The 25,120-nt window shown below is 72.0% G+C and carries 20 protein-coding genes; 12 read left to right on the top strand and 8 right to left on the bottom strand.

Translation table 11 applies throughout. The annotated features are described in order from the left end of the window. Nucleotides 1–112: 112 nt before the first annotated feature. The 4 genes from IGS67_RS07085 to IGS67_RS07070 form a co-directional block, all read right to left on the bottom strand. Nucleotides 113–367 carry a helix-turn-helix domain-containing protein gene (locus IGS67_RS07085; RefSeq protein WP_192279168.1) on the bottom strand — a complete coding sequence of 85 codons (255 nt, stop codon included), beginning with the start codon at nucleotides 365–367 and terminating at the stop codon, nucleotides 113–115. Next, complete coding sequence (locus tag IGS67_RS07080) at nucleotides 367–1,032, bottom strand: hypothetical protein (protein WP_192279166.1); 666 nt, start codon at nucleotides 1,030–1,032, stop codon at nucleotides 367–369. The genes IGS67_RS07085 and IGS67_RS07080 overlap by 1 nt, the downstream gene beginning before the upstream one ends. Nucleotides 1,033–1,135: 103 nt before the next feature. Continuing rightward, a complete protein-coding gene (locus IGS67_RS07075; protein ID WP_192279164.1) occupies nucleotides 1,136–2,368 on the bottom strand; it encodes an MFS transporter in 1,233 nt (410 codons plus the stop codon). A gap of 163 nt (nucleotides 2,369–2,531) precedes the next feature. Next, nucleotides 2,532–3,137, bottom strand: coding sequence for a LysE/ArgO family amino acid transporter (locus IGS67_RS07070; protein WP_192279162.1), 606 nt, complete (start codon nucleotides 3,135–3,137; stop codon nucleotides 2,532–2,534). Nucleotides 3,138–3,192: 55 nt separating this feature from the next. On the opposite strand from IGS67_RS07070, the gene IGS67_RS07065 reads away from it, so the two are divergent. The 3 genes from IGS67_RS07065 to IGS67_RS07055 all read left to right on the top strand — a co-directional run bounded on the left by IGS67_RS07065 (nucleotide 3,193) and on the right by IGS67_RS07055 (nucleotide 5,509). Beyond that, the gene (locus IGS67_RS07065; protein ID WP_328741914.1) at nucleotides 3,193–4,104 is read left to right on the top strand and encodes an ArgP/LysG family DNA-binding transcriptional regulator; all 912 of its coding nucleotides are present in this window, start codon (nucleotides 3,193–3,195) and stop codon (nucleotides 4,102–4,104) included. A 238-nt stretch (nucleotides 4,105–4,342) separates the two neighbouring features. Further along, on the top strand, nucleotides 4,343–5,182 hold the full coding sequence (locus IGS67_RS07060; RefSeq protein ID WP_192279160.1) for a hypothetical protein: 840 nt from the start codon (nucleotides 4,343–4,345) through the stop codon (nucleotides 5,180–5,182). 48 nt (nucleotides 5,183–5,230) lie between these two features. Then, on the top strand, nucleotides 5,231–5,509 hold the full coding sequence (locus IGS67_RS07055) for a GNAT family N-acetyltransferase (RefSeq protein ID WP_192279158.1): 279 nt from the start codon (nucleotides 5,231–5,233) through the stop codon (nucleotides 5,507–5,509). A gap of 70 nt (nucleotides 5,510–5,579) precedes the next feature. Here the strand turns inward: IGS67_RS07055 and pgm are convergent, their stop codons facing one another. Further along, nucleotides 5,580–7,262, bottom strand: a complete 1,683-nt coding sequence (pgm, locus tag IGS67_RS07050) for a phosphoglucomutase (alpha-D-glucose-1,6-bisphosphate-dependent) (protein WP_192279156.1) — start codon at nucleotides 7,260–7,262, stop codon at nucleotides 5,580–5,582. A gap of 104 nt (nucleotides 7,263–7,366) precedes the next feature. On the opposite strand from pgm, the gene IGS67_RS07045 reads away from it, so the two are divergent. After that, nucleotides 7,367–8,197 carry a DUF5926 family protein gene (locus tag IGS67_RS07045; RefSeq protein WP_192279154.1) on the top strand — a complete coding sequence of 277 codons (831 nt, stop codon included), beginning with the start codon at nucleotides 7,367–7,369 and terminating at the stop codon, nucleotides 8,195–8,197. 169 nt (nucleotides 8,198–8,366) lie between these two features. Beyond that, nucleotides 8,367–9,239 (top strand): glycosyltransferase family 2 protein, encoded by an 873-nt coding sequence (locus IGS67_RS07040; protein WP_192279153.1) that lies wholly within the window; start codon nucleotides 8,367–8,369, stop codon nucleotides 9,237–9,239. A gap of 59 nt (nucleotides 9,240–9,298) precedes the next feature. Here the strand turns inward: IGS67_RS07040 and IGS67_RS07035 are convergent, their stop codons facing one another. Both IGS67_RS07035 and IGS67_RS07030 read right to left on the bottom strand, forming a co-directional pair. Further along, complete coding sequence (locus tag IGS67_RS07035; protein WP_192279151.1) at nucleotides 9,299–11,479, bottom strand: thioesterase domain-containing protein; 2,181 nt, start codon at nucleotides 11,477–11,479, stop codon at nucleotides 9,299–9,301. Between the two features lie 84 nt (nucleotides 11,480–11,563). Next, complete coding sequence (locus IGS67_RS07030) at nucleotides 11,564–12,676, bottom strand: diacylglycerol/lipid kinase family protein (protein WP_235977973.1); 1,113 nt, start codon at nucleotides 12,674–12,676, stop codon at nucleotides 11,564–11,566. A 62-nt stretch (nucleotides 12,677–12,738) separates the two neighbouring features. On the opposite strand from IGS67_RS07030, the gene serS reads away from it, so the two are divergent. The 6 genes from serS (at nucleotide 12,739) to IGS67_RS07000 (ending at nucleotide 19,714) form a co-directional block, all read left to right on the top strand. Next, entirely contained in the window at nucleotides 12,739–14,028 is a 1,290-nt protein-coding gene (gene serS / locus IGS67_RS07025) for a serine--tRNA ligase (RefSeq protein ID WP_192279149.1), read from the top strand. Further along, nucleotides 14,025–14,915, top strand: coding sequence for an HAD family hydrolase (locus IGS67_RS07020; RefSeq protein WP_328741908.1), 891 nt, complete (start codon nucleotides 14,025–14,027; stop codon nucleotides 14,913–14,915). Before serS ends, IGS67_RS07020 begins: the two co-directional genes overlap by 4 nt. Nucleotides 14,916–14,963: 48 nt before the next feature. Beyond that, nucleotides 14,964–15,986: a LacI family DNA-binding transcriptional regulator gene (locus tag IGS67_RS07015; protein WP_192279147.1), complete on the top strand. Its 1,023-nt coding sequence runs from the start codon at nucleotides 14,964–14,966 to the stop codon at nucleotides 15,984–15,986. Between the two features lie 172 nt (nucleotides 15,987–16,158). Then, a complete protein-coding gene (locus tag IGS67_RS07010; RefSeq protein ID WP_192279145.1) occupies nucleotides 16,159–17,571 on the top strand; it encodes an ABC transporter substrate-binding protein in 1,413 nt (470 codons plus the stop codon). A gap of 239 nt (nucleotides 17,572–17,810) precedes the next feature. Next, entirely contained in the window at nucleotides 17,811–18,746 is a 936-nt protein-coding gene (locus tag IGS67_RS07005; protein ID WP_192279647.1) for a carbohydrate ABC transporter permease, read from the top strand. Beyond that, a complete protein-coding gene (locus IGS67_RS07000) occupies nucleotides 18,743–19,714 on the top strand; it encodes a carbohydrate ABC transporter permease (RefSeq protein ID WP_192279143.1) in 972 nt (323 codons plus the stop codon). The genes IGS67_RS07005 and IGS67_RS07000 overlap by 4 nt, the downstream gene beginning before the upstream one ends. Nucleotides 19,715–19,861: 147 nt before the next feature. Here IGS67_RS07000 and IGS67_RS06995 read toward each other — a convergent pair whose 3' ends face one another. Continuing rightward, the gene (locus IGS67_RS06995; protein WP_328741905.1) at nucleotides 19,862–20,881 is read right to left on the bottom strand and encodes an NAD(P)H-quinone oxidoreductase; all 1,020 of its coding nucleotides are present in this window, start codon (nucleotides 20,879–20,881) and stop codon (nucleotides 19,862–19,864) included. A gap of 182 nt (nucleotides 20,882–21,063) precedes the next feature. Between IGS67_RS06995 and IGS67_RS06990 the strand changes: the two genes are divergently transcribed. Continuing rightward, nucleotides 21,064–25,110, top strand: a complete 4,047-nt coding sequence (locus IGS67_RS06990; protein WP_192279141.1) for a sensor histidine kinase — start codon at nucleotides 21,064–21,066, stop codon at nucleotides 25,108–25,110. Nucleotides 25,111–25,120: the final 10 nt, after the last annotated feature.

Genomic DNA, 25,120 nt, shown 5'->3' with positions numbered 1-25,120 from the left:
CCTCGATCGTGTGCCGGGCGGGGCAGGCGGCGCGTCGGGCTGCGGTCGTGATGTCGCGCGCGGTCTCCGTCCGTGGTGGGACGGCGCGTGTCCTCCCGCGGGAGGACCACGGTCAGGCGGTGCCGTCGGGCTCGACGACGAGGAGGTCGCCGACGTCGCACGCGAGCGCGTCGCACAGGGCGACGAGCGTGCTGAACCGGATGGCTCGCGCGCGGTCGTTCTTGAGGACGGAGAGGTTGGCGCGCGTGATGCCGGTGCGGGCGGCGAGCTCCTGGAGCGTCATGCCGCGGGCGTCGAGCAGGTCGTCGAGCCGGCAGCGGACGACGAGCCCGTCGTCGGCGGGCTCGTCGGGCAGGGGGCGGGCCATCAGACGAGGTCCCGCAGGTCCTCGGCGTCGCGCTCGGCGGCGCGCAGGACGAGGGCGAGGACGAGCAGTGCGAGCCCGCCGACGAGGGCGAGCTGGTTGATGACGAGCTCGACGTCCTCGGGGAAGATCGTCGTCACACCGCGCTCGGCGCGCAGGCGTGCGGCGATGCTGCGCAGGGCGTTCGCCTCGAGGATGCTCGCGACGAGCGGGCCGACGAGGAGGATGACGCCGCAGACGGTACTGCCGCGGACGAGCATGCGGTAGACGGAGCGGTTGAGGGCGACGCGGGCGCCGAGGGTCGCGACGAGCGCGACGAGGCAGAGGATCGTCAGGGCGGTGAGCGTGCGGGCGAGGGTGAGCTGGAGGTGCGCGTCGTCGCCGCGGGCGAGCTGCAGCACGAGGTCGGCGTGCCCGCCCAGGCTGTAGACGATGGTCACGCTCGGGTGCTCGTCGGAGGTGAGGGTCTCGACGGTCTCCATGCGGGCCGGGAGCGTCGCCTCGACCTCGCCGGTCGCGAGCCACGTGCTGAACGCGGACCACAGCGCTCTGCCGAGCCGGGGCAGCGAGAGGCCGAGGATCGCGAGCGTGAGGAGCGCGGCGCTCGCGCGGGCCCACGGGGACAGGCCGGAGCGGAGCCGTGGTCGGGAGTCGGGCGTCGTCGTCATGGGTTCTCCACGCGCCAGGGGTATCGAGGATCGATACATCCGAGACGTCGAACGTATCGATCCTCGATACGCGGCGCAAGAGGTGCGGCAGCGACCCGCGCGCTCAGTGCGCGGCGACCTCGACGTCCCCGGCCCGACGCGTGCTCGAGCGCCGCAGCACGGGCGCGGACGCGACGACGAGCAGCGCGCCGACGCCCGCCGCGATGATCGCGACGATGAACCCTGCGTGCGCGCCGGCGGCGTCGATGCGCGAGCCCGCGATCGACGAGCCGAGCGAGACCCCCACGCCGAGGGCCGTCCCGACGTACGTGAGGCCCTCGGTGAGCTGGGTCTGCGGGACGATGAGCTGTACGAGGCCGTTCCCGCCGATGAGCGACGGCGCGATCATGAGCCCGGTGAAGAACATGAGCCCGGCGAGCGCCCACAGCGAGTCGACGAGCGGAAAGAGCGCGACGCCGCCGGCGAGCCCGAGCATCGTCACGACGAACCGCACCCACAGGGGCGTCACCCAGCGGCGGACGCCGTACCAGAGGCCCGCGACGAGCGACCCGCACGCGAAGACCGCGAGGATGAGCCCGGCCGCGCCCTTGTCGCCGTGCTCCTGGGCGAAGGCGATCGTCGCGACGTCGGTCGCGCCGAAGACGCCGCCGAGCGCGACGAACACGAGCACGAGCGAGACCATCGCGCCGTAGCGCAGGACGGTCGGCTGCCGCTCCTCGCGCGTCTGCGGCGTGGGGACGGGCTCGGAGTCCTTGAGGGAGAGGAACCAGTAGCCGCCGACGAGCATCGCGACGACGGGGAAGACGATGCCCGCCCACGGCGTGACGGAGGTCGCGAGCCAGGTTGCGAGCACGGGGCCGATGACGAAGACGACCTCGTCGAGCGACGCCTCGAGCGAGTAGGCGGTGTGGAGGTCGTGGGGGTTGCCGCCGACGAGCTTGGACCAGCGGGCGCGGACGAGCGTGCCCATCGAGCCGATCGTCGAGCCGCCGAGGGCGGCGATCGCGTAGAGCGCCCAGTCGGGGGCGTCGAGCACGGACGCGACGATGAGCCCCGTGATGCCGGTGGCGGCGATCGCGAGGAGGGGTCGCATGACGCGCGACTGGCCGTGGCGGTCGATGAGGCGGGCGATCTGAGGGCCGCAGACAGCCTGCGCGAGAACGTAGACGGCAGAGACGCGGCCTGCGAGGGCGTAGGAGCCGTGGAGGCCCTCGATCATGAGGACGATGCCGATGCCGACCATCGCCATAGGGAAGCGGGAGATGAGCCCGGAGATCGAGAACTGTGCTGCGCCGGGGCGCGCGAGGATCGCCCGGTAGGGCCCGCCGAATGCCATTGGGAGATTCTCTCACCCGTCAACCGGTCTCAGGCGGTGAGATCCGCCACCCAGTGCCCGCCCCACCCCGTCCCCGACGGATTGATGCTTCGCCCCCGTCGAACGGGGGTGAAGCATCAATCCGTCGGGGACTTCGGTGGTGGGCAGAGGTCGGCGAGCCGGGTCACCCGAGCGCGAGCGTGGCCGCGACCGCGACCATGACGACGGCGACAAGACCGTCGATGACGCGCCACGTCGTCGGCCGGTCGAGGACCCTGGAGAGCGCGCGGGCGCCAAGCGACAGGAGCGTGAACCACACGAGGCTCGCGGCCATCGCGCCGCCCGCGGCGACCCAGCGCAGGTCTCCGAAGCTGTTCGTCACGGTGCCGAGCATGACGAGCGTGTCGAGGTAGACGTGCGGGTTGAGCAGCGTCACGGCGAGCGTCGTGAGCGCGACGGACCGGGCGGGCCGCTCCTCGCTCGCCTCGAGCCCCGAGCGCGACGTGAGCGCGGCCCGCGCGGCGACGGCCGCGAGGACGAGCAGGTAGGCGACGCCGCCCCAGCGCAGCACGTCGAGCAGCCACGGCGCGGCCTCGCGCAGCGCGCCGAGGCCCGCGGTGCCCGCGGCCATGAGGGCGACGTCCGCGCCGACGCAGATCGCGACGACGAGCCCGACGTGCTCGCGCCGTAGCCCTTGGCGGAGCACCCAGGCGTTCTGGGCGCCGATCGCGACGATGAGGCCGAGGCTCGCGAGGAACCCGGTCGTGAGGGCGGTGAGGGTGGGGGTCACGGGCCGACGGTAGGCGCACCGTGGTGGTGAAGGCGAACGCGATAAACTTCATGCTGTGAAGCCCTTCTTCATCAGCCCGGAGCAGCTAGCCGCGCTCGCGGCGATCGACGACGAGGGTTCCTTCGAGGGTGCTGCCTACGAGCTCGGCGTGAGCACGTCGGCCGTGAGCCAGCGCATCCGCGCGCTCGAGGCCTCCCTCGGCCGCATCCTCGTGCGCCGCGGCACGCCGTCGACCGTGACGCCGGACGGCGCACCCGTGCTCCGGCACGCGCGCCAGCAGGCGCTCCTCGCTGCGGAGCTCGCCGACGAGCTCGGCGGCGTCCCTGCCGGGGACGGTCCCGTCCCGCTCGCCGTCGCGGTCAACGCGGACTCGCTCGCGACATGGTTCCAAGCCGTTCTCGTCGCTGCGGCCGCGTGGCCGGACACGTTCCTCCAGGTCGTCGCGGACGACGAGGGGCACGCCGTCGAGCGGCTGCGCAGCGGCGCCGTCATGGCCGCCGTGACGACGGACGCGACTCCCGCGCCCGGCTGCCGCGCCGAGCCCCTCGGCGTCGTCCGCTACAGCCCACGCGTCCACCCGGACCTGCTCGCGCGGTACGACGTGCGCGGGGTTGCTGACGTGCCGCGGCTGCCCGCCGTGCGCTTCGACGCGAAGGACGGGCTCCAGGATCTTGCGCTCGCGGCTGCGGGACTGCCGCGCGCGGGCCGAGGTCCGTCGGTGCCGAGCCCCGACGGTTTCGCGACGGCCGTCGGGGCGGGTCTCGGCTGGGGCATGCTCCTCGATCCGCAGGTCGCCGCCGCACCCGGGCTCGTCCCCGTCCCGGGCCTCGCCCCGGTCGAGCGCGAGCTGTTCTGGCAGCGCTGGACGATCGGCTCGGAGCGTCTCGACCGCCTGAGCGCTGCGGTCCGCGCCGCGTTCCCCCCGCGCGTGCGTCGCGACGGCTCCGCACACGACCCGTCGGGTTGACGCGCCCCGCCCGTCCCACCCCCGCACACCCCGCGACGACGCGCCCCCACCCGACGGATTGATGCGTCCCACCCGTTCGATGGGTGGCAGCCGTCAATCCGTCGCGGCGAGGGGTAGCCGGAGCGCCTTGCGTCGGATGGGTCGGATGTCCGTTGCTGAGGTGTCGTCGCAGGTCAGAGGTGTTAGCGTCGCCTGGTTGCCGCCCGGCGGCGCGCCCGACGTGACGTGGAGGACACGGATGAGGACGAGAACGATGATCGTGACGGCGGCGGCGGCCGTCGTCCTTCTGGCAGGTTGCGGCGAGGGGACGACGCCGACGACGGACGGCGCCCCGTCATCGGGGAGCACCGCCAGCGCGACCGACGCACCCGGCACGCCCAGCGCGTCCGGGACGCCGAGCGACTCCGCGACGGACGGCGCGAGCCCGAGCGCTCCCACGGCATCCCGCGAGGTCCCCGCCGAGTGCGCGTCGCTCGCGCTCGCCGGCGACGCCACCTACTCGGGCGCGGAGCTCGGCGCGTGCGTCTCGGAGGCGCTGTCGAGCTACGGCTCGGGCCGGATGCGCATGTTCGGCGACGACCTCGACGGCACCGTCGACTTTACCTACACGCCCGAGTACTCGTTCTCGGTCGAGGGGAAGACCGGGGATGACGCCATCCGCATGACGTACACCGACGGGACGATCTGGGTCGACCAGGGTGACGGGCCTGTCCGCGGCGACGTGGAGTCCGACAAGCAGGAGGAGATGCTCGCGGGCCTCGTCGCCGAGATGTACCGCGTCTACTCGGACCCGGCGATGTTTGCGGACCTCGTGAAGTCGGCGAAGGCCTGGACCGCCGACAGCGGGACGAAGGCCGTCGAGCTGCCCGACGGCTCGTCCGTCGACGCGTTCCGGATCGTCAGCGACAAGCCCTTCACGTGGAACGGGGCGCCGATCGACGAGTACGTCGTCGAGTTCGGTGCGGACTGGGTGCCGGTGAGCGCGGCGGCGACGATGTCGGTGATGGGGCAGCGGTCGACGATCACGCAGCTGTTCTACGACCTCGGCGCAGACATCACGATCACCCCGCTCGGCTAACACCCCCTCGACGCGACGAGTCCCGTGGGCGTGGGGTTGGATGGTGGGATGGAGATCTCCGTCGTCCACGATCCTGACCTCGAGCGTTTCGACGCGCTCTCCCCCGACGGGGAGCGTGTCGGCGACGTCACCTACCGCCGTGACGGCGACGTGTGGGACCTCGTCGGCACGCATGTCCCGCCCGAGCTCGGCGGCCGCGGTATCGCCACGGCGATGGTCCGCGACGTCCTGGCGCAGATCCGTGCGGTCGGCGGCAGCGTCCGCCCGACGTGCCCGTTCGTCGCCGCGTACCTCGACCGGCACCCGGACGAGGCGGTCCGCGTCTGACGCAGCGTCCTGCAGCACATCTGTCGGGGCTGGCGCACACGATCCGTGTGCACCAGCCCCGACAGACGACTCAGCCGAGCGCGTCCGCGACGACCTGCTTGGCCTCCTCCTGCACCTGCGTGAGGTGCTCGGCGGAGACGAACGACTCGGCGTAGATCTTGTAGACGTTCTCCGTGCCCGACGGGCGCGCGGCGAACCACGCGTTCTCGGTCGTCACCTTGAGGCCGCCGATGGCCGCGCCGTTGCCGGGTGCCGACGTGAGCTTGGCGGTGATCTCTTCGCCCGCGAGCGAGGTCGAACGGACCTGCGAGGGGTCGAGCGCGGCGAGCGTCGCCTTCTCCTCGAGGGTCGCGGCGGCGTCGACGCGCGCGTACCAGCTCTGGCCGTAGGACTCGACGAGCTCGGCGTGACGCTGCGAGGGGCTCTTGCCGGTCGTCGCCTGGATCTCGGAGGCGAGCAGCGCGAGGAGGATGCCGTCCTTGTCGGTCGACCACACGGTGCCGTCCTTGCGGAGGAAGGACGCGCCAGCGGACTCCTCGCCGCCGAAGCCGACCTCGCCGGAGAGCAGGCCGGGGACGAACCACTTGAAGCCGACGGGCACCTCGAGGAGGCGCCGGCCGAGCCCGGCGGCGACGCGGTCGACGAGGGCTGAGCTCACGAGCGTCTTGCCGATCGCCGCGTCGGGCCGCCAGCCGGGGCGTGCACCGCCGTAGAGGTGGTCGATCGCGACGGCGAGGAAGTGGTTGGGGTTCATGAGACCCGCGTCGGGGGTGACGATGCCGTGGCGGTCGGAGTCTGCGTCGTTGCCCGTCGCGATGTCGTAGGGGGCCGCGCCGCCGGCGGCGGGACGCATCGTGTGGACAAGCGAGGCCATGGCGTTGGGGGAGGAGCAGTCCATGCGGATCTTGCCGTCCCAGTCGAGCGTCATGAACGCCCAGCGGGGGTCGACGGTCGGGTTGACGACGGTGAGGTCGAGCCCGTAGCGCTCGCCGATCGCGCCCCAGTACTCGACGGCGGCGCCGCCGAGGGGGTCGGCGCCGATGCGCACGCCCGCGGCGCGGATCGCGTCGAGGTCCAGCACGGAGCCGAGGTCGTCGACGTACGCGGTGAGGTAGTCGTGCTTGCGTGTCGTCGGCGCGGCGAGCGCGGCCTCGTAGGACACGCGACGGACCTGGCCGACGCCCTGCGCGAGGATCTCGTTGGCGCGCGCGGCGATGATCTTCGTCGCGTCGGAGTCGGCGGGGCCGCCGTGCGGCGGGTTGTACTTGAAGCCGCCGTCGCGCGGGGGGTTGTGCGACGGGGTGACGACGATGCCGTCGGCGAGGCCGGGGCCGTGCGTGCGGACGCCGTCCGCGGTCGTCGCGCCGTTGTGGAGGAGGATCGCGTGGGAGACGGCGGGGGTCGGGGTCCAGGAGTCGCGGGCGTCGATGCGGACCTCGACGTCGTTCGCGGCGAGGACCTCGAGCGCGGAGCGGAACGCGGGCTCGGACAGCGCGTGCGTGTCGCGGCCGATGAAGAGGGGGCCGTCGGTGCCCTGGCTGCGGCGGTACTCGACGATCGCCTGGGTGGTCGCGACGATGTGCGCCTCGTTGAAGGCGCCGTCGAGGCTCGAGCCGCGGTGGCCCGAGGTCCCGAAGACGACGCGCTGGGCGGGGTCGTCGAGGTCGGGCGCGCGGTCGTAGTACGCGGCGAGGAGGGCGTCGACATCGATGAGGTCGTCGGGCTGGGCGACAGTTCCGGCACGTGGATGCATGCTCTGATCCTGCCACTGCGACATGGGTCACGTCGTGCCCCGTCCGCCCCTTGCGCAACGGGGTGCAACCGTTGCAGGGCCGTGGCGTCGGTACGCTGGTGCGCATGGCGAAGAACTCCTCCCCCGCGCTCGTGCTGCGCCCGTTCGAGAACCTCCCCGGTGAGGCCGACTGGGTCGCGCTCCGCGAGATCGTCCCGGCCGCGACCGCGACCGCCCGTACGACCGCCGAGCACGGTGCGCGCGACATCGTCGTGACGACGTCGCTGCCCGACGGCTGGCCCGCGCTGCACCGCACCGACGGCACCGTGCTGCTCGCGCTGCAGAACGTCCTTGGTGGCGGTGACCTCTCCCGGACGCTCGCGGCGAACCTCCTCGCGATCCTCGACTCCGAGCCTGGCACGTCGCTCACGCACGTCGAGACGCCCGCTGAGGACGGCCCGCGCCTCCAGGACGTCCTCGACGCGTCGGTGCCGTTCGCGGTGACGCTGCACGACGGTTTCGACTACTGGTTCGGCGCGGACCAGCCGATCGACGGCGACCTCCGCAAGGCGCTCGACGACGCGGCGGAGTCGATCATCCCGACGGAGCAGCTTGCGGGCGTCGACTCGGCGTATCTCGCGACCTTCGGCAAGCGTCGTTACCTGCGCTGGTCGATGGCGGTCGACGAGGACCGTCTCGTCGACGGTGTCGCGCGCCTCCACGCGAAGCGCGAGTCGGCGCTCGGGACGTCGCGCTTCCTCGGCATCTTCCGTGCGTGCGGGATCGTCGTGCCGGTGTGGGACGTCGCCGACGGCGTGACGCTCGAGGAGCTTGAGCAGCTCGCGGAGGAGATGCGTCCGCGCCTCGAGGCTGCGATCGCGAGCACCGAGCCGCTTACCTCCGACGAGCGGCGTGCCCGCGCGGGCATCGTGGCGCGCCAGGTCTCGCTCCGTTGATCCCTCGATCGACTCGGAGGTCTGGAGGGCCGTTCGACGGTGCTCCAGACCTCCGAGTCGGCGGGAGGGCCGGGTGTGGGGCGCCTCCGCGCCACGCCACCGATTTTGCGTTGTCTTGACGCTCGGGCCCGATTCTGCATCGGTTCGTGGTCTCCACTAGGCTGTGACTGTGGAAAGTGCGCGTGGCCCCCAGAGTGCCGACGACGTCCGCGGACAGGGTGACGACGGCGTCGCCGAGCCGAGCGGACGGCCTCCTGCGCGCGACCTCACAGAGCTTCCCGTGGCCCGGACTCCTCGTCCCGAGGGTGGCACTGCCCGCGGCCGCCAGCGGGTCGCCGTCGTCATCCCGGCGAAGGACGAGGCGCGGCGTATCGCGGCGACCGTGCGCGCTGCGCGCGCCATCCCGTACGTCGACATGGTCCTCGTCGTCGACGACGGCTCGGTCGACGACACCCAGCACGTCGCGCGCGAGGCCGGCGCCGTCGTCGTCCGCCACCCGCACAACCGCGGCAAGGCCGCGGCCATGGAGACGGGCGCGAGCGTCGTCGCGATGCGCGACGCCGCCGACCGTCCCGCGAGGCTCCTGCTGTTCCTCGACGCCGACCTCGGCGAGACCGCCGTCAACACCGCGCCGCTTATCGCACCGGTCCTCAAGGGTGCCGCGGACATGTCGATCGCGCTCCTGCCGCCGCAGCCCGGCGCGGGCGGGCGCGGCATCGTCGTCGGCGCGGCGCGACGTGCCATCGCGAGCCTCACTGGGTGGACCCCGACGCAGCCGCTCTCGGGCCAGCGCTGCCTCACGCGTGAGGCGTTCGAAGCCGCGACGCCGCTCGCGCACGGCTGGGGAGTCGAGACCGGCATGACGATCGACCTCGTCCGGCAGGGGTACGTCGCCGTCGAGGTCCCGTGCGACCTGCGGCACCGCGCGTCCGCGAAGGACCTCAAGGGCAGCCTCCACCGTGCGGCGCAGTACCGGGACGTGCTGCTCGCGGTCAATTCGCGGAAGGTGAAGTCCGCCTTCCGCCGCCCCCCGCGCGTCTGACGCGCAGCTGCCCCCGCCGGCACTTGTGGGCCTCCCGCACCGTTCGACGGTGCTAGAGACTACGAGGCGTCGGGGGTGGCGCTGGTCGAGCGCGAGATGCCGACCGCCCCGGCCTGCGCCGCACGGCCTCGCAGGTGGCTCGTCCATTCGGCGAGGACGAGGGGGATGACGAGCGCGAGCCCGACGAGCGGCACGAGGATCCCGGAGTCGTTGACGGCGAACCCGAGGGCGAGCGTCGTGCACGCGCCCGCGAGGGCAGCGCCGACGAGCGGCTGGGCCACGACGGTCTCGCGCACGGGTTCGACAGGAAGGACGCGCCACCGGAAGCCGGCCCACAGGAGCAGTCCGCCGACGATGACGCCCGCGATCGCCGCGGGCGACGAGATGATCCCCCCGATGTTCTGCGACAGCTTGCGTGCGACGACGTCGAGACCCTCGCCGTCGAGCACCTGCTGGACGAACGCGCCGAGGTGCGTGCGGGCGGCCTCGGGCCGCAGCCAGTCCGCGATTGCGAACGCCGCGACGACGACCGCCCCGGCGCCGAGCACACCGAGCACGCGCTGCCACGTGAGCCGCACGCCGGCGACGAGCAGCGCGGTCACCGCGATGCCCGGGACGAGCGCGGGCGGCCCGCCGAAATCGGCACCGAGCGACGGCAGCCCGTCGACGATGACGACGACGAGTCCGGTCGCGACGGCGACGAGCGCGCCGAGCCGCCTGCGGCCGCGCGCGACGAGCGGGGAGGCGAGGGCGACGCCGAGGAACGGCGTTGCCGCGCCGAGCAGCGCGAAGCTCGTGTTGTTGACGCCGTAGAAGCGTCCCGCGACGAGGGCCTGCGTGCCGATGACGCCGTTGAGCTGGAGGCGCGAACCGGTAAGGACGTCCGCGACGAGCACGAGAACGGTGAGCCCCGCGACGAGCCCGACGCCGCCGAGCGTCGTCCGGGCGACCGGCCGTGCGAGCGCGAGCCCCGCGGTGACGGCGGCGAGGGTGACGACGATGCCGACGAGCGTCACCCAGGGGATCTGAGTGCGCCACCACGGGACGAGGCCCGCGAGCGTCGCGGCGAGCGGCACGGCGGCGCCGACGAGCGCCGCGACGTGGACGGCCCGCGTCGTGCGCGGCGACGGCCCGCGGTTCGTGCGCCTGCGGACGACGAGACCGGCGAGGAGGACGGGTGTGACGATGAGGAGCGCATAGCCGACGTAGTGCGGGCTCACGAGCGCGCGGACGGCCACGGTGCGCACGGAGTCGTCCCGTGCCGCGGCGATCGCGTCGGGTGCCGAGCGACCTGTGTCGGAACCGGTGACGACGGCGCCCGTCGTGCGGACGCCGCCGTCGGCGCCCGCGGCGGCGAGGAGCGTGCGCGCCCAGTCCGCGGTGATGACGTAGCCCGGCTGACGTGTCGACGCGCTCGTGAGCGCGGACCCGGCAGCGGGCGAGCCGACGCCGGGTCCGGAGGCGGCGCCGACCTGGAGGCGGGGCGCGGCGAAGGCGTCGGCGACTGACGCGACGAGGAGCGTCGTCGGTGCCGACGCGTCGAGGGCGTCGCGCACGACGGCTGCGGCCTGCTCGACGAGCGCGAGGGACGGGGCACGCTCTGCCGCGGTCGTCCCGCGGACGGCGCCGAGGTCGACGACGACGACGTCGGAGTGCGCGAGGGCGTCGGCCGTCGCGGCCGAGAGCGCGGCGGCGTCGGCCGGGTCGACGGGGGCGTACGTGCCGGTGACGCGACCGTCGGTCCCGGCGAGCGCGATCGCGGCGCCCGGGCCGAGCGCGGCCGTCGTCCGGCCGGCGGAGGTGAGCGCGTCCCCGACCGTCCCGGGCACGGCCCCGTAGGAGCCGCGAGCGTCGACCGACGTGAAGACGTCCCACGCGGGGATGCGGCCGTCGGCACCCGGGTCGGTGAGGGCACGGCAGTCGCCGAAGGGCAGGAGGTCGACGCCCGACGAGCCGCGCAGGTCGACGTCGACGGCGCGCGTCGCGGCCGAGAGCGAGAGCCAGCCGTCAGCGGGGCACGTCGAGGTGCGGAGCGACCGGACCGCGGTCGAGCCGAGGGCGCCCCGGGTCGCGAGGTCGTGGAGCGCGGGCGTCGTCGTCGGGTCGACGTCCTCCCACTGCAGCCCTGTCGTGCCGAGAAGGACGACGTCGGGGGCGGTGCCGCCGGGGGCGGCCACGGCCGCGACCGGCGCCACGGCGACGAGGGCCACGGCAAGGACGCTGAGGAGGAGGGCACGCACGGACCTCAGCCTACGGGCGGTCCGCGGCGTGAACGCGGGGTTCGCGTGCACGTCCCGTGCGGGACGCGCGGCGGCTCGCACGGGTCAGAGCGTGATCGTGCGGGGGACGCGCACGACGAGCCCGCCCGGGTCGACGCGGCACTCGATCGCGGTCGCGATGCCGACCGTGTCACCGTCGACCTGGGCCTGGGCGCCGCCCGGAACGCGGATCTCGACGTGCTTGGCCTGGGTGTGGTCGATGCGGCCGATCTTCGTCGTGCTGAGAGGCTGAACGCCGAGGCCCTGCATGACGACCTCGCCGAAGAGCTGCGCCCAACCCGCGACGCCGCCACGGGTGTCGATCGCGGCGATGTCGAGGATGCCGTCGTCGACGAGGGCGCCGGGCAGGAGCGTGATGCCGCCGGGCAGGCGGCCGCAGTTGCCGACGAGCAGGGTGCGGAGCTTCATCGACGCGCGGCGGCTCTCGTCGAGCTCGACATGCGCCTCGAGACGACGCCCGTGGAGGTGCCGGATCCCGCCGAGGAAGTAGGCGATCCAGCCGACCTTCGCCTTGAGCGTCGTGTCGGTGTCCGCGATCATCGCGGCGTCGAAGCCGATGCCCGCGATGACGAGGAAGATGTGGTCGGTGCCGACCTCGGCGGCGTCGTCCCCGGACGGGGCGTCGGTGACGCGAAGCCACGCGACGTCGATCGGCCGGTCGCGGCCCTCGAGCGCGATCTCGAGCGACCTGGCGAGGTCGGTCACGGGGATGTCGAGGTTGCGGGCGAGGAGGTTGCCGGTGCCGACGGGGAGGAGGCCCATGGGGGTTCCGGTCCCCTGGAGCGCCGTCGCGACGGCACGCACCGTGCCGTCGCCCCCGGCGGCGACGACGACCTCGGCGCCCGCCTCGAGCGCGGCGCGCGCCTGGCCCGTGCCCGGGTCGTCGACGGTCGTCTCGAGCCACAGGGGCTCGAGGCCGAGCCCGCGGCACGCCCTCTCGACGGGGTCGCGCAGGGCGGCGACGTCAGGTTTCGACGGGTTGGCGACGAACGCGACGAGGCGCCGCTCGGTCTCGGGCGTCGGGACAGGTCCAGCGGGGTGCGGGGCGCGGACGAGGTGACGTGCACGCCAGGTGAGAAACGACAGGACGAACGCACCGGCCGCGAGGGCCACCGCGAGCACGATCCAGAAGATCTCCCAGCCCGACATCGTCTCCATGCAGCGACGATAGCGCTGCGAGCGCGCCGGAGCCCCCTGCGGCAGACCGGTATCCTCGGGGGGTGATCGATCTCAAGCTCCTGCGCGACCAGCCCGACGTCGTGCGTGCCTCCCAGGTGGCGCGCGGCGACGACCCCGCCCTCGTCGACGCGGTGCTCGACGCCGACGCGCTGCGCCGCTCGTCGCTCGCCGAGTTCGAGCAGCTGCGTGCCGAACAGAAGGCGCACGGCAAGAAGGTCGCGCAGGCGTCCTCGCCCGAGGAGCGCGCCGAGCTGCTGCGCCACACGAAGGAGCTCGCGGAGAACGTCAAGGCCCGCGAGGCCGAGGCGGGCGCCGCGTCGGCCCGGCTCGACGAGCTGCTCCTGCAGATCTCCAACGTCGTCCTCGACGGTGTGCCGGCGGGCGGCGAGGACGACTTCGTCGTCGTCAAGGAGGTCGGCACGCCCCGCGACTTCGCCGCGGAGGGCTTCGAGCCACGCGACCACCTCGAGCTCGGCGAGATGCTCCGCGCGATCGACACCGAGCGCGGCGCGAAGGTCTCGGGCTCGCGCTTTTACTACCTCACGGGCATCGGCGCGCGCCTCGAGCTCGCGCTCCTCAACGCGGCGGTCGCCAAGGCGGTCGAGCACGGCTTCACGCCGATGATCACGCCGACGATCGTCAACCCGGAGATCATGCGCGGCACGGGCTTCCTCGGCGCTCACGCGGACGAGATCTACTACCTCGGCGCGGACGACCAGTACCTCGTGGGGACGTCGGAGGTCGCGCTCGCGGGCTACCACGCGAACGAGGTCGTCGACCTCTCGGAGGGGCCGCTGCGTTACGCCGGATGGAGCGCGTGCTACCGCCGCGAGGCCGGCTCGTACGGCAAGGACACGCGCGGCATCATCCGTGTCCACCAGTTCCACAAGGTCGAGATGTTCTCGTACGCGCGCGTCGAGGACGCGGCGGCCGAGCACGCGCGCCTGCTCGCGATGGAGGAGGAGATGCTCGCGCTCGTCGAGCTTCCCTACCGGGTCATCGACACAGCGGCGGGCGACCTCGGCTCGTCGGCCGCGCGGAAGTTCGATTGCGAGGCGTGGCTGCCGACGCAGCAGCGTTTCCTCGAGCTCACGTCGACGTCGAACTGCACGACGTTCCAGGCCAGGCGTCTCGGTGTGCGGGAGCGCGTCGAGCGTGACGGCCGCTCGGAGATGCGTGCGGTTGCGACGCTCAACGGCACGCTCGCGACGACCCGCTGGATCGTCGCGATCCTCGAGAACCACCAGCTGCCCGACGGGTCGGTGCGGGTGCCCGAGGGGCTGCGGCCGTATCTCGGTGGACTCGAGGTGCTCAGCCCGGCGGGCGCGTGACGTTCCCGGGTTCGGCGCCGCGGCTGCGCTCGGCGTCGGACTACGAGCGCTTCGGCGAGCCGCTCGAGCTGCCGCGGTTGCGGGGCGAGGAGCGCTTCCTTGTCGCGCTGGATGTCGACGGCACGATCATGTCGGAAGACGGGTATCTGTCGGCCGAGGTGAGCATGGCGGTTGCTGCGTTGCGGGCGGAGGGGCATCACGTCGTCCTGGCGACGGGACGGCCTTTGATCGCGCTCTTGCCCGTCGCGGCAGAGCTGGGCCTGGTGGGGACGCCGTTGGTGGCGGCCAACGGGTCGGCGACGGCGATGTTGCGCCCTGACGGCTCGTTCCAGGTGACGCATGCAGCGATGTTTCGACCCGAGCGGGCGCTCGCGGTGCTCTTGTCGCGGATGCCCTCGACGCTGTTTGCGGTCGAGGAGGTCGGCGTGGGGTACTGGGTGAATGCTGGTTTTCCGACGAGCACGGTCATGGGTGAGCAGAAGATCACCGACTTGGCCGCGTTGGAGGGGGTCGAGACGACGCGGATCTGCGCCGTGGACGTCACGGAGAACCACCCTCAGGTAGAGCCGGAGCTCGCGTTGCTGGGCTTGAACGTTGCGCACTTCACGATCGCGGGGTCGCGCTGGTTCGACGTGGCGCCGCACGGCGTGACGAAGGCGTCGGCTCTTGAGGCGTTGCGGGTGCGGCTCGGGGTGCGGGCGGACGCGACGGTGGCGGTTGGCGACGGCGGCAACGATTTGGAGATGCTCGCGTGGGCCGCCCAGGGGGTCGCGATGGGCCACGCCAGCGCTGAGGTGGTTGCGGTGGCGGACCGTGTCACGGGTCCCATCACGGACGACGGTGCGGTGCCGGTGCTCCACGACGTCCTGGTGGCGGGCCGGGACTGAGGCGCGGCCGGGTCGCGCGACCCGGAGGGCAGGGTGGACACTTCACGCATGGCGCACGGCATCGAGGACGTGGCGCGGGAGGCCGGGGTGTCGACCGCGACGGTGTCGCGCGCGCTGCGTGGCATGCCGAACGTCTCGGAGGCGACGCGTGCGCGCGTCGAGGTTGCGGCGCGGCGGCTCGGCTACCGCGCGTCGCCATCGGCGGCGGCGCTCGCGACGGGGCGGACGCGCACGATCGGTCTGCTGACGCCGTGGATCAACCGGTGGTACTTCTCGAACGTCATCGAGGGTGCGGAGCGTCGGCTGCGTGCTGCGGGGTATGACGCGCTGCTGTACTCGTTCGCGGTCTCGGAGCAGGGCAGGACGCCGCGCGTGGATCCGGAGGTGCTGCGACGGCGGGTCGACGGGATCCTCGTCGTGGGTCTGCCGCTCGAGCCTGCGGAGGTGGCGGCGCTCGAGGCGCTCGGCGTGCCGATCGTCTTCGTCGGCACGGGTCGGGGCGACCACCCGGTCGTGGGGATCGACGACGTGGGGCTCGCGCGGGCGGCGACGCACTATCTCATCGGGCTGGGCCACCGGCGGATCGGACATATCACGGGGACGCCGGACGATCTCAGGAGCTGGACGCCGCCGGTCGACCGGCGGCTCGGGTGGGCGAGTGCGCTGCGTGACGTCGGGATCGAGGTCGAGCCGACGTGGGAGGAGTTCGGCTTTTTCGACATCGAGGGCGGCACCGCGTCGACGCACCGGTTGCTCGACCGGCACCCGGAGCTCACGGCGATCTTCGTCGCGTCGGACGAGATGGCGATGGGGGCGCTGCTCGCGGCGCGGGAGCGGGGGCTGCGGGTCCCGGAGGACGTGTCGATCGTCGGGGTCGACGGTCATGAGATCTCGGAGCTCGTGGGGCTCACGACGATGGCGCAGCCGGTCGAGGCGCAGGGGGCGGCGGCGGCGGGCATCATGCTCGGTCTCATCGGAGCGGAGCCGCGGCGCGTAGAGGACGTGCAGGGTGCGGCGGCGTTCCCGACAACGCTCGTCGTGCGGCGGACGACGACGGCGCCGCGGGACTGACGGGGTCGCCCGGCCTGCGCGTTTGCGGTCGCTTGTTGCGCAATCGTTACAGCTTTGTGGCGCTCCGCGGTTGCGTACGTCACATGTAAGCGCTTGCATGGAGCGAGGGCAGCGCTCCCACGACGGTGGCGCTGCTGGAGCTGGCACACCCCTTCATGGAGGAGACTCAACGATGAGCACGAGGAAGTCCACGGTCGCCGTCTCGGCGATCGCCGCAAGCTTGCTGCTGGCGCTCGGCGCCTGCGCCCCCGACCCCGAGGCCAACCCCACGACGGGCACGGGCGGCAGCGCCGCCCCGACCGGCGAGGTCAAGGCTGGCTGTGAGGACTACGCCGTCTACGGCGACCTGTCCGGCAAGACCGTCTCCGTCTACACGTCGATCGTCGAGGTCGAGCAGGCGGACCAGGAGGAGTCGTACGACCAGTTCGAGGAGTGCACGGGCGCGACCATCGAGTACGAGGGCTCGCGTGAGTTCGAGGCCCAGCTGCCCATCCGCATCGAGGCCGGCAACGCTCCGGACATCGCCTACCTGCCCCAGCCGGGTCTCCTCAAGACCCTCGTGACGAACTACCCGGGCAAGGTGATCCCCGCGTCCGAGGGGACCGCCGCGAACGTCGACAAGTTCTTCTCCCCGTCGTGGAAGGACTACGGCACGGTCGACGACACCTTCTACGCCGCCCCGCTCGGCGCCAACATGAAGTCCTTCGTCTGGTACAACCCGTCGCTCTTCAAGGACAAGGGCTACGCGATCCCGACGACGTGGGACGAGATGCTCACCCTCACCGACAAGATCACCGCCGACTTCTCCGGCACGGACACGAAGGCCTGGTGCGCCGGTATCGAGTCCGGTGACGCGACCGGCTGGCCCGCGACCGACTGGGTCGAGGACGTCATGCTCCGCACCGCGGGCCCCGAGGTCTACGACCAGTGGGTCTCCCACGACATCCCGTTCAACGACCCGCAGGTCGTCGCGGCGCTCGACGCGGTCGGGGACATCCTCAAGGACCCGACGCGCGTCAACGGCGGCTTCGGTGACGTCAAGACGATCGCGACGCAGGCGTGGAACTCGGCGGGAACGCCGGTCCTCCCCGCGGCCGAGGGTGAGACCCCGAAGTGCGTCCTCCACCGAGCCGCGAACTTCTACCAGACCAACTGGCCGACGGGCACGACGGTCGCCGAGGACGGCGACGTCTTCGCCTTCTACCTCCCGGGCAAGACGGCTGACGACAAGCCGGTCCTCGGTGGCGGCGAGTTCGTCGCGGCGTTCCGTGACGCTCCTGAGGTCGCCGCGTTCCAGGCCTTCCTCGCCTCGGACACCTGGGCCAACGCGAAAGCCAAGGCCACCGAGGGCGGCGGCTGGGTCTCGGCGAACTCCGGGCTCGACGTCAACAACCTCGCGACGGACTTCGACAAGCTTGCCGCGAGCGTCCTCGGTGACAAGAACTCGGTGATCCGCTTCGACGCCTCCGACCTCATGCCGGCCGAGGTGGGCGCAGGCTCCTTCTGGAGGGAGATGGTGAAGTTCTTCGCCGAGGACAAGTCCTCGCAGGACGTCGCCGACGCCATCGAGAAGACCTGGCCGTGACCCAGGGCTAGCAGGGTGGGGCCGTCACGCTCCCGCGGCGGCCCCACCCCGTCCCGCTCCCACGGACGCGCTCGCACCGGCTCAGGTGCGGGCCGTCCTGCCGTTTCGGTCAGTGAAGCCCGAGCTGGAGGCACCAGTTGAGCACCCTTGAATACGTGCAGTACTACTTCTCCTGGCTGTGGGGGGAGGTGCGTGACTTCCTGCTCGTCGCCAACACCCCGACGCAGAAGTTCACCGTCATGGCGGTCGTCATTGTCCTGTTCATCGCGGTCATGGGGCTGCTCCTCTGGCTGGTGGACCGGCCGAAGCGCGCCCGCAACTGGCTCGTCGCCACGGTCTTCGCCGGCCCTGCGGTCCTCCTGGTGTGCTTCGGTCTCGTGTACCCCGCGATCTCGACCACGAAGGGCTCGTTCTACGACAAGCGCGGTCAGGCCTTCGTCGGCTTCGACAACTACGTCCGCGCGTTCACGGACTCGGACTTCCAGATCGTCCTGCGGAACACCGTCGTCTGGGTCGTTCTCGTGCCGCTGCTCTCGACGATCATCGGTCTGGTCTACGCCGTCCTCGTCGACCGCACCCGGTTCGAGAAGGCTGCCAAGACGCTCGTGTTCCTCCCCATGGCGATCTCCATGGTCGGGGCGTCGGTCATCTGGAAGTTCGTCTACGAGTACCGAGGCGGTGGGAACCGCCAGATCGGGCTCATGAACCAGGTGCTCGTGTGGCTCGGGCTCGAGCCGCAGCAGTTCCTCATCAACGCGCCGCTCAACACCCTGTTCCTCATCGCGGTCATGGTGTGGATCCAGGCGGGCTTCGCCATGACGATCCTCTCGGCGTCGATCAAGGCAATCCCCGACGACATCGTCGAGGCGGCACGTCTCGACGGCCTCGGTGGCTTCGGCATGTTCCGGTACATCACCGTGCCGAGCATCCGGCCCGCGCTCGTCGTCGTCCTCACGACGATCGCCATGGCGACGCTCAAGGTCTTCGACATCGTGCGCACGATGACCGCCGGCAACTTCGGCACGTCGGTCGTCGCCAACGAGTTCTACACGCAGAGCTTCAAGTTCAACGACAAGGGCATGGGTGCCGCGCTCGCGGTCATCCTCTTCATCCTCATCATCCCGCTCATCGTGTACAACGTCCGACAGATGCGGAAGGTGGAGGAGATCCGATGAGTGCAGACAACAGCCACGCATCCGCGACTTCGGCGGTCGCCGCGGATGTGAGCGGGGGAGGTCCCGTCTCCGACGCGGCGCTCGTCGCCGCGAGCGAGACAAAGGTGACGCGACGCGCACGCCGGCTGCGGCAGGGGATGCAGAACCCGTGGGCCTCGCTCGCGGCCGTCATCATCGCCGTGCTCTGGACGATCCCGACGGTCGGGCTTCTCGTCACGTCGTTCCGGCCGGAGGCTGACATCGACCGCTCCGGGTGGTGGACGATCGTCACGAACCCGAACTTCACGCTCGACAACTACGAACAGGCCCTGTTCGGCGGGGGCAACAACCTCGCCACCTACTTCGTCAACTCGATCGTCATCACGCTGCCGTCGGTCGTCATCCCGATCTCGATCGCGCTGCTCGCTGCCTACGCCTTCGCGTGGATCCCGTTCAAGGGGCGTGACGTGCTCTTCGTCGCGATCTTCGCGCTGCAGATCGTGCCGATCCAGGTGACGCTCATCCCGCTCCTCACTCAGTACGTCAACTGGGGCATCGGACGCTCGTTCTGGCCCGTCTGGCTCTCCCACACGATGTTCGCGCTGCCCCTGGCGATCTTCCTCCTGCACAACTTCATGAAGGAGATCCCGGCCTCGCTCGTCGAGGCGGCCCGGGTCGACGGCGCGGGCCACGTGAAGATCTTCTTCCGCGTGCTCCTGCCGCTGCTCGTGCCCGCGATCGCGTCGTTCGCGATCTTCCAGTTCCTCTGGGTGTGGAACGACCTGCTCGTCTCGCTCACCTTCGCGGGCGGACGAGCGGCGGTCGCGCCGCTCACGGTGCGGCTCGCAGAGATGGTCGGCACGCGTGGCGGCGACTGGTTCCTGCTCTCGGCGGGTGCGTTCATCGCGATGATCGTCCCGATGATCGTGTTCCTGTCGCTCCAGCGGTACTTCGTCCGCGGCCTGCTCGCGGGCTCCGTCAAGGGGTGACGGTGCGGCTCAGGCGGGGGCGGGCGCGTGCGTCCCGCCCCCGCCTGCTGCTCCGCACGGGCCGGCCGACACCGACGCGTCCCACGTGGTGGGACGCGTGCCTCTCGTGCGCGGGTGAATCCGGAGGTCAGGCGATGGGCGCGCGGCTCAGGGGACGAGCACGACCTTGCCGACAACCTCGCCCGACGCGAGGAGCGCGTGCGCCTCACCCGCACGCTCGAACGGGACGCGTGCGTGGACGCGCGGGCGCACGACGCCGCTCGCCACGAGCGGCCACACCCGCTCGCCGATCGCCTCGACGATCGCCGCCTTCTCGTCGTCCGATCGCGAGCGCAGTGTCGTTCCCGTCACCGTGCCGCGGCGCGCGAGCAGCTCGCCGAGGTCGAGCTCCCCGCGGCGCCCCTTGAGCATCCCGATGACGACGAGCCGCCCGTCGCGCGCCAGCGCGCGGACGTTCCGGCCGAGGTTCGCGGCGCCCACGACGTCGAGCACGACGTCCGCACCGCCGAGCGCCCCGGCCGCGTCGACGAAGTCCTCGGACTCCCGGTCGACGACCGTGAGCGCGTCGTCGACCGCACCGGCCGCCGCGGCATGCGCGAGCGCAGGCGCGAGCAGCTCCTGGAGCGCCGCGACCCGCGCCGTCCCGCGCGCCGTCGTGACGACGCGGCACCCGAGCACGAGCGCCATCTGCGTCGCGAGCGACCCCACGCCGCCTGCGCCGCCGTGGACGAGCACCGTCTCGCCGGGCCGGAGACGACCCACGTCGACGAGCGACGACCACGCCGTGCAGAGGCCCTCGGGCAGCGATGCCGCGTGCGCGTCGTCGATGCCCGCCGGAACCCGCCACGTGTGGGCCGCAGGGACGGAGACGAGCTCTGCGTAGCCGCCACCCGGCAGGAGGGCGGCGACGCGGTCCCCGACCGCGGGTGTCCGCACGCCCTCCGCGACCGCGACGACCGTGCCCGCGACCTCGAGGCCGGGCCACGCGGGCGCGCCCGCCGGCGGCGGGTAGAGGCCCCTCACCTGGAGCGCGTCTGCCGGGTTGACCCCGGCGGCACCGACGCGTACGAGCACCTCACCTGCGGCGACGTCAGGAACCGGGGCCGTGGCGTCCGTCAGACGGGCAGGGGCTGTCCCGTCACCGGGTCCAATGGCGATAATGCGCACGGCGTCGACTCTACTGTCGTCACAGCCGTCGCAGAACGGTTCTGCTCTTCTCCGTTAAGGTGGGCAGGCGGGATGCCGATGCCACTTAGCACGAAGAGCTGTGCCGGTCATGCCGACACACGCAGATCCCAGGATTCGTCACGATGACGAATGTCGGACGAGAACGAACGAGAGAGGTACCGATGCTCCGCAGACTCGGGGTGCGCGGGAAGATCCTGGTGACGCTCGGCGTGCCTGTCCTCGTGCTCGTCGTCGCGTTCGGCCTGCTGTCGCTGCGTGCGTTCGACACGTTCGACCAGGCACGCCTCCAGAATCGCTTCGTCTCGCTCGTCGCCGGGCAGGAGCGTTTGATCGGCGCCGTTCAGAACGAGCGTGACACCGCGATGCGCATCGCGCATCTTGGCGCTGCCGCGCCCGAGGAGCTCAAGGCCGCGCTCGAGACCGCTCAGGCGACCACCGACGCGGCGCTCAAGTCGTTCAACGCCGCGATGGCCGGCGCGGAGCTCGACACGCAGAACGAGGACACCCGCGCCGCGCTCGAGGCGTCCGTCGCCGGGCGCTCAGAGGAGAACGTGCTCAACGCGCGTGCCGCGCTCGCGGCGACGCCCATGCACGCCCCGACGATCCAGGCGCGCTACACCTCGATCATCAAGCCGCAGCTCGACCTCGTCGACGTCCTCGCGAACGTCCTCGTCGACCGCAAGCTCGCGTCCTACGTCGGTGCCTACGCCGCTCTCACCCGCCTCTACGACGCCGTCCAGCTCGAGGGTGTTCTCGGCACGTACCAGATCGCGCTCAACGAAGCCGACGCGCTCACCGAAGGTCAGCGTCGTAGCCTCGCACTCTTCGCCAGCAACCTCGGCGCGATCCAGACTGACGCCGACGCGCTGCTCAGCCAGATCACCGGACAGGCCGCCGGGCTCAAGGTCCCGACAGACGCGTTCTACTACACGCAGGTCCACAGCGCCCTCCGTGACGGCAACGTCGCGTCCGCCGGCCAGTCAGCCCTCACCGTTTGGGACAAGTCGTACGCCGAGCACCTCGCAGGCATCGCCGGCGTCCGCCAGCAGATCTCGGCCGCGATGGGCGACGTCGCCGCCGACGCCGAGAGCGCCGCGCTCCGCGAGCTCATCATCACGACGATTGCGATCCTCGCGGCACTCGCAGTCACCCTCGTCATCGCCTTCCTCGTCGCCCGGACGATCGCCGACCCGCTCCGTGCGCTCCGCGACGCGGCCGGCAAGATCCGTGACGAGCTGCCGCGCATCGTCGACCAGGTCGCGGAGCCCGGCAAGGGCCCCGACGTCGTCGTCGAGCCCATCAAGGTGACCTCCCAGGACGAGGTCGGACAGCTCGCGACCGCGTTCAACGAGGTCAACGAGGTGACGCTGCGCGTCGCCCGTGAGCAGGCGCTCCTCCGTGGCTCCATCGCGGAGATGTTCATCAACGTCGCTCGTCGCGACCAGGTGCTCCTCAACCGCCAGCTGGTCTTCCTCGACGAGCTCGAGCGTTCCGAGGAAGACCCGAACACGCTGTCGAACCTCTTCCGCCTCGACCACCTCGCTACACGAATGCGTCGTAACGCGGAGTCGCTCCTCGTCCTCGCCGGCATCGACTCCGGTCGTCGCGTGCGTCAGCCGATGCCGCTCTCGGACGTCGTCCGTACGGCATCCTCCGAGATCGAGCAGTACGACCGTGTCCAGCTCGACCTCGGCACCGACCCGCTCATGCTCGGTCACAACGCGCTCCCCGCAGCGCACCTCCTCGCCGAGATCCTCGAGAACGCGACCGTCTTCTCCGAGCCCGGCACGCCCGTCGTCGTCTCCGTGTCCGAGGACTCCCGCTGGGTCAACGTCGTCGTCGAGGACCAGGGCCTCGGCATGACGCCCGAGGAGATCGACGAGGCCAACGAGAGGGCCGCGACCTACGCGGCGAGCGAGATCGTCGGCGCGCAGCGCCTTGGCCTCTACGTCGTCGGGCGCCTCGCCTACAAGCTCGGGGCGACGGTGCGCTTCATGACCGCGGAGGACGGCACTGGAACCGTCGTGCGCGTGGCGTTCGCCCGCGCGCTGTTCCTCGCCGAGTCCGAGGTGCCGCTCGACGCGCCCGTCGATCCGCTCAACAAGTCGACCCAGGAAGCGACCGAGGCCTGGGTGGGCCCCGAGGTCGCGACGGGCAGCACTCCGCTCGCGCCGCGCCGTGGCGGTCTTCCCGAGCCGGAGGCTCCCGTCGCGATACCTGTCGACCTCGACGCGCTCACGGACGGCGCGACCGCGACCGGCATGCCGCGCCGCCGGACCCGCGTCGATGCAGACGCCACCGCGCCGAGCGTCACCCTGTCCGGTGACCTCGACGAGTCGGCGATCGTCTTGCCCGAGACCGTCGCTCCCGCGCTCCCCGCCGAGTTCGCGGCCAGTGCCGAGGCCTGGACCCCGCCTCAGGCGGACATCACAGTGTCGGCGCTCCCCACGCGCGGTGGGGCGAGCCTCCCGCTCCGCTCACGGAACGGTGCCCCGGCGCCCATCGAAGCCCCGGTGGCGCCGACCGCCAGCGAGCTCGACGCGGACTCGGTCCCCGCACGTGCCGCAGTGTTCTCGAGTTTCCGTACGCGCCGCTCGATCGAGTTCATGGAGCAGGCGCATGCTGCTGGCGGTGCCGTGCCTGCGGGTGACGTCGCCGCGGAGGCCGTCGCCGCTCAGGAGCCGGAGCTCGTCGTCCCCGAGGTCGTGCTCGACGACGACGTTCCCGGGCTCGTGGAGAGCCCGAGCGCACCGGAGTACGAGGCATGGTCGCCGACGATGCCCGCCGAGCCGTTCGAGATCGCAGCCGGGGAGGCGTGGGCGCCGTCCGTGCCGTCGGCCGCGGCCGACGAGCAGCTTCCGACACGCGCCGAGGACGGCTGGATCGCCTCGACGCCCACGGCCGCCGAGACGTGGGACGCCCCCGCCGCCGAGGCCTGGGGCGCGCCCGCGCCTCAGCAGTGGGAAGAGCCCGGCGCCGCGAACGACGACGACATGCTCGCGCGCCTGCGGGCCCTCGGCGCGCACGTCGGCTCGATCGCGTCCGCTGCGGACCTGCCCGAGGACGACGCGCCCGTGCGCCGTGGCCGCTACGCGCGGTACGTCGACGAGGAGCCTGTTGCCCCGGCCTGGCAGGGGGTCGCCGAGCCGCAGCAGACCGCCCCCGCGGCCGAGCCGTACGCCGAGCCTGAGGTCGACGTCGAACCGCAGCAGCACGTGGAGCCTGAGGTCTACCTCGAGCCCGAGGTTCCCGGGCTCGAGGACGAGTCACCCGCTCCGCACGCTGCCGAGACCTACGCCGCTGAGCAGTTCGTGCCCGCGCCGTACACGCCCGAGCCCTACGCGCCGGAGGAGCCTGCGGTCGACGCCGGCTACCCCGCGCAGGACGACGTCGCTCCCGACGGATACGCCCCGGCACCCCCGGCCGCTGCGGCGGCCCCCGCCTGGGGTGCCGTGTCCGAGCAGGGCGGCGCGTTCGCCCCGTATGCGGTGACGCCCGGTGGCACCGAGCTGCCGAGCTTCTCCGAGGTGCTCGGACAGCCGGTAGCCCAGGAGCAGCCGGCCGCCGAGGAGCGCAAGGGCCTCTTCGGGCGTCTGTTCAAGCGTCGTCACGGTGCGGAGACCGCGCCCGACGCACCGGCAGTAGCCCCGCTCCCGTCGGCGGCGCCCGCCCCCGCGGCCTCGTGGGGAGCCCCGGTCGACGACGCGTGGGCCGCTCCCGCTCCTGTGGACGCACCCGCGGCGCCGTCGTCCGGCTTCTCGTACCGTGCCCCGCAGATCCAGCACAGCTTCGACGCTCCCGAGTCGTTCAGCCCTCCCGCGGCCGAGTTCGCGCCCGAGACCTTCACGGCTCCGGCCGAGGAGGTGTGGGGCGGCCCGACGCTCGCGTTCGACGCCGACCTCACGGCGCGCCTCGCTCTGCAGGCAGGCATCCAGGAGCAGGCGCTCTCGGAGCTCAGCCAGCTCTCGTCCTACCGTCCGAACCAGGACCTCTCGGCGAAGAGCCAGGGCCTCACGAAGCGCGTCCGCGCCGAGGCGCCTGCGACGACCGAGCCCAAGCCCGAGGAGACGAAGATCAGCCGCGACGCGGCCGAGCTCCGCTCCCGACTCTCGTCCTTCATGAGCGCGACCACCCGAGGTCGCCAGGAAGGCGTGGGCGACGAGCCCCACCAGTCCACCGTTCCCGACCACTCACCGCAGTCGTACTGACGCCGGCACA

This window comes from Flavimobilis rhizosphaerae (assembly GCF_014852685.1).
Classification (GTDB): Bacteria; Actinomycetota; Actinomycetes; order Actinomycetales; family Cellulomonadaceae; genus Flavimobilis; species Flavimobilis rhizosphaerae.
Note: the sequence above shows the minus strand (reverse complement) of the source record. Positions and strands in the feature narration are given on the sequence as shown.

What these genes read in the sequence shown, in the direction of transcription:
- IGS67_RS07015 (WP_192279147.1), top strand. Translation starts at nt 14,964, where the DNA reads ATGGCGCACGGCATCGAGGACGTGGCGCGGGAGGCCGGGGTGTCGACC.
- IGS67_RS07010 (WP_192279145.1), top strand. Translation starts at nt 16,159, where the DNA reads ATGAGCACGAGGAAGTCCACGGTCGCCGTCTCGGCGATCGCCGCAAGC.
- IGS67_RS07085 (WP_192279168.1), bottom strand. Translation starts at nt 367, where the DNA reads ATGGCCCGCCCCCTGCCCGACGAGCCCGCCGACGACGGGCTCGTCGTC.
- IGS67_RS07080 (WP_192279166.1), bottom strand. Translation starts at nt 1,032, where the DNA reads ATGACGACGACGCCCGACTCCCGACCACGGCTCCGCTCCGGCCTGTCC.
- IGS67_RS06990 (WP_192279141.1), top strand. Translation starts at nt 21,064, where the DNA reads ATGCTCCGCAGACTCGGGGTGCGCGGGAAGATCCTGGTGACGCTCGGC.
- IGS67_RS07000 (WP_192279143.1), top strand. Translation starts at nt 18,743, where the DNA reads ATGAGTGCAGACAACAGCCACGCATCCGCGACTTCGGCGGTCGCCGCG.
- IGS67_RS07030 (WP_235977973.1), bottom strand. Translation starts at nt 12,676, where the DNA reads ATGGAGACGATGTCGGGCTGGGAGATCTTCTGGATCGTGCTCGCGGTG.
- IGS67_RS07060 (WP_192279160.1), top strand. Translation starts at nt 4,343, where the DNA reads ATGAGGACGAGAACGATGATCGTGACGGCGGCGGCGGCCGTCGTCCTT.
- IGS67_RS07055 (WP_192279158.1), top strand. Translation starts at nt 5,231, where the DNA reads ATGGAGATCTCCGTCGTCCACGATCCTGACCTCGAGCGTTTCGACGCG.
- pgm (WP_192279156.1), bottom strand. Translation starts at nt 7,262, where the DNA reads ATGCATCCACGTGCCGGAACTGTCGCCCAGCCCGACGACCTCATCGAT.
- IGS67_RS07005 (WP_192279647.1), top strand. Translation starts at nt 17,811, where the DNA reads ATGGCGGTCGTCATTGTCCTGTTCATCGCGGTCATGGGGCTGCTCCTC.
- IGS67_RS07045 (WP_192279154.1), top strand. Translation starts at nt 7,367, where the DNA reads ATGGCGAAGAACTCCTCCCCCGCGCTCGTGCTGCGCCCGTTCGAGAAC.
- IGS67_RS07075 (WP_192279164.1), bottom strand. Translation starts at nt 2,368, where the DNA reads ATGGCATTCGGCGGGCCCTACCGGGCGATCCTCGCGCGCCCCGGCGCA.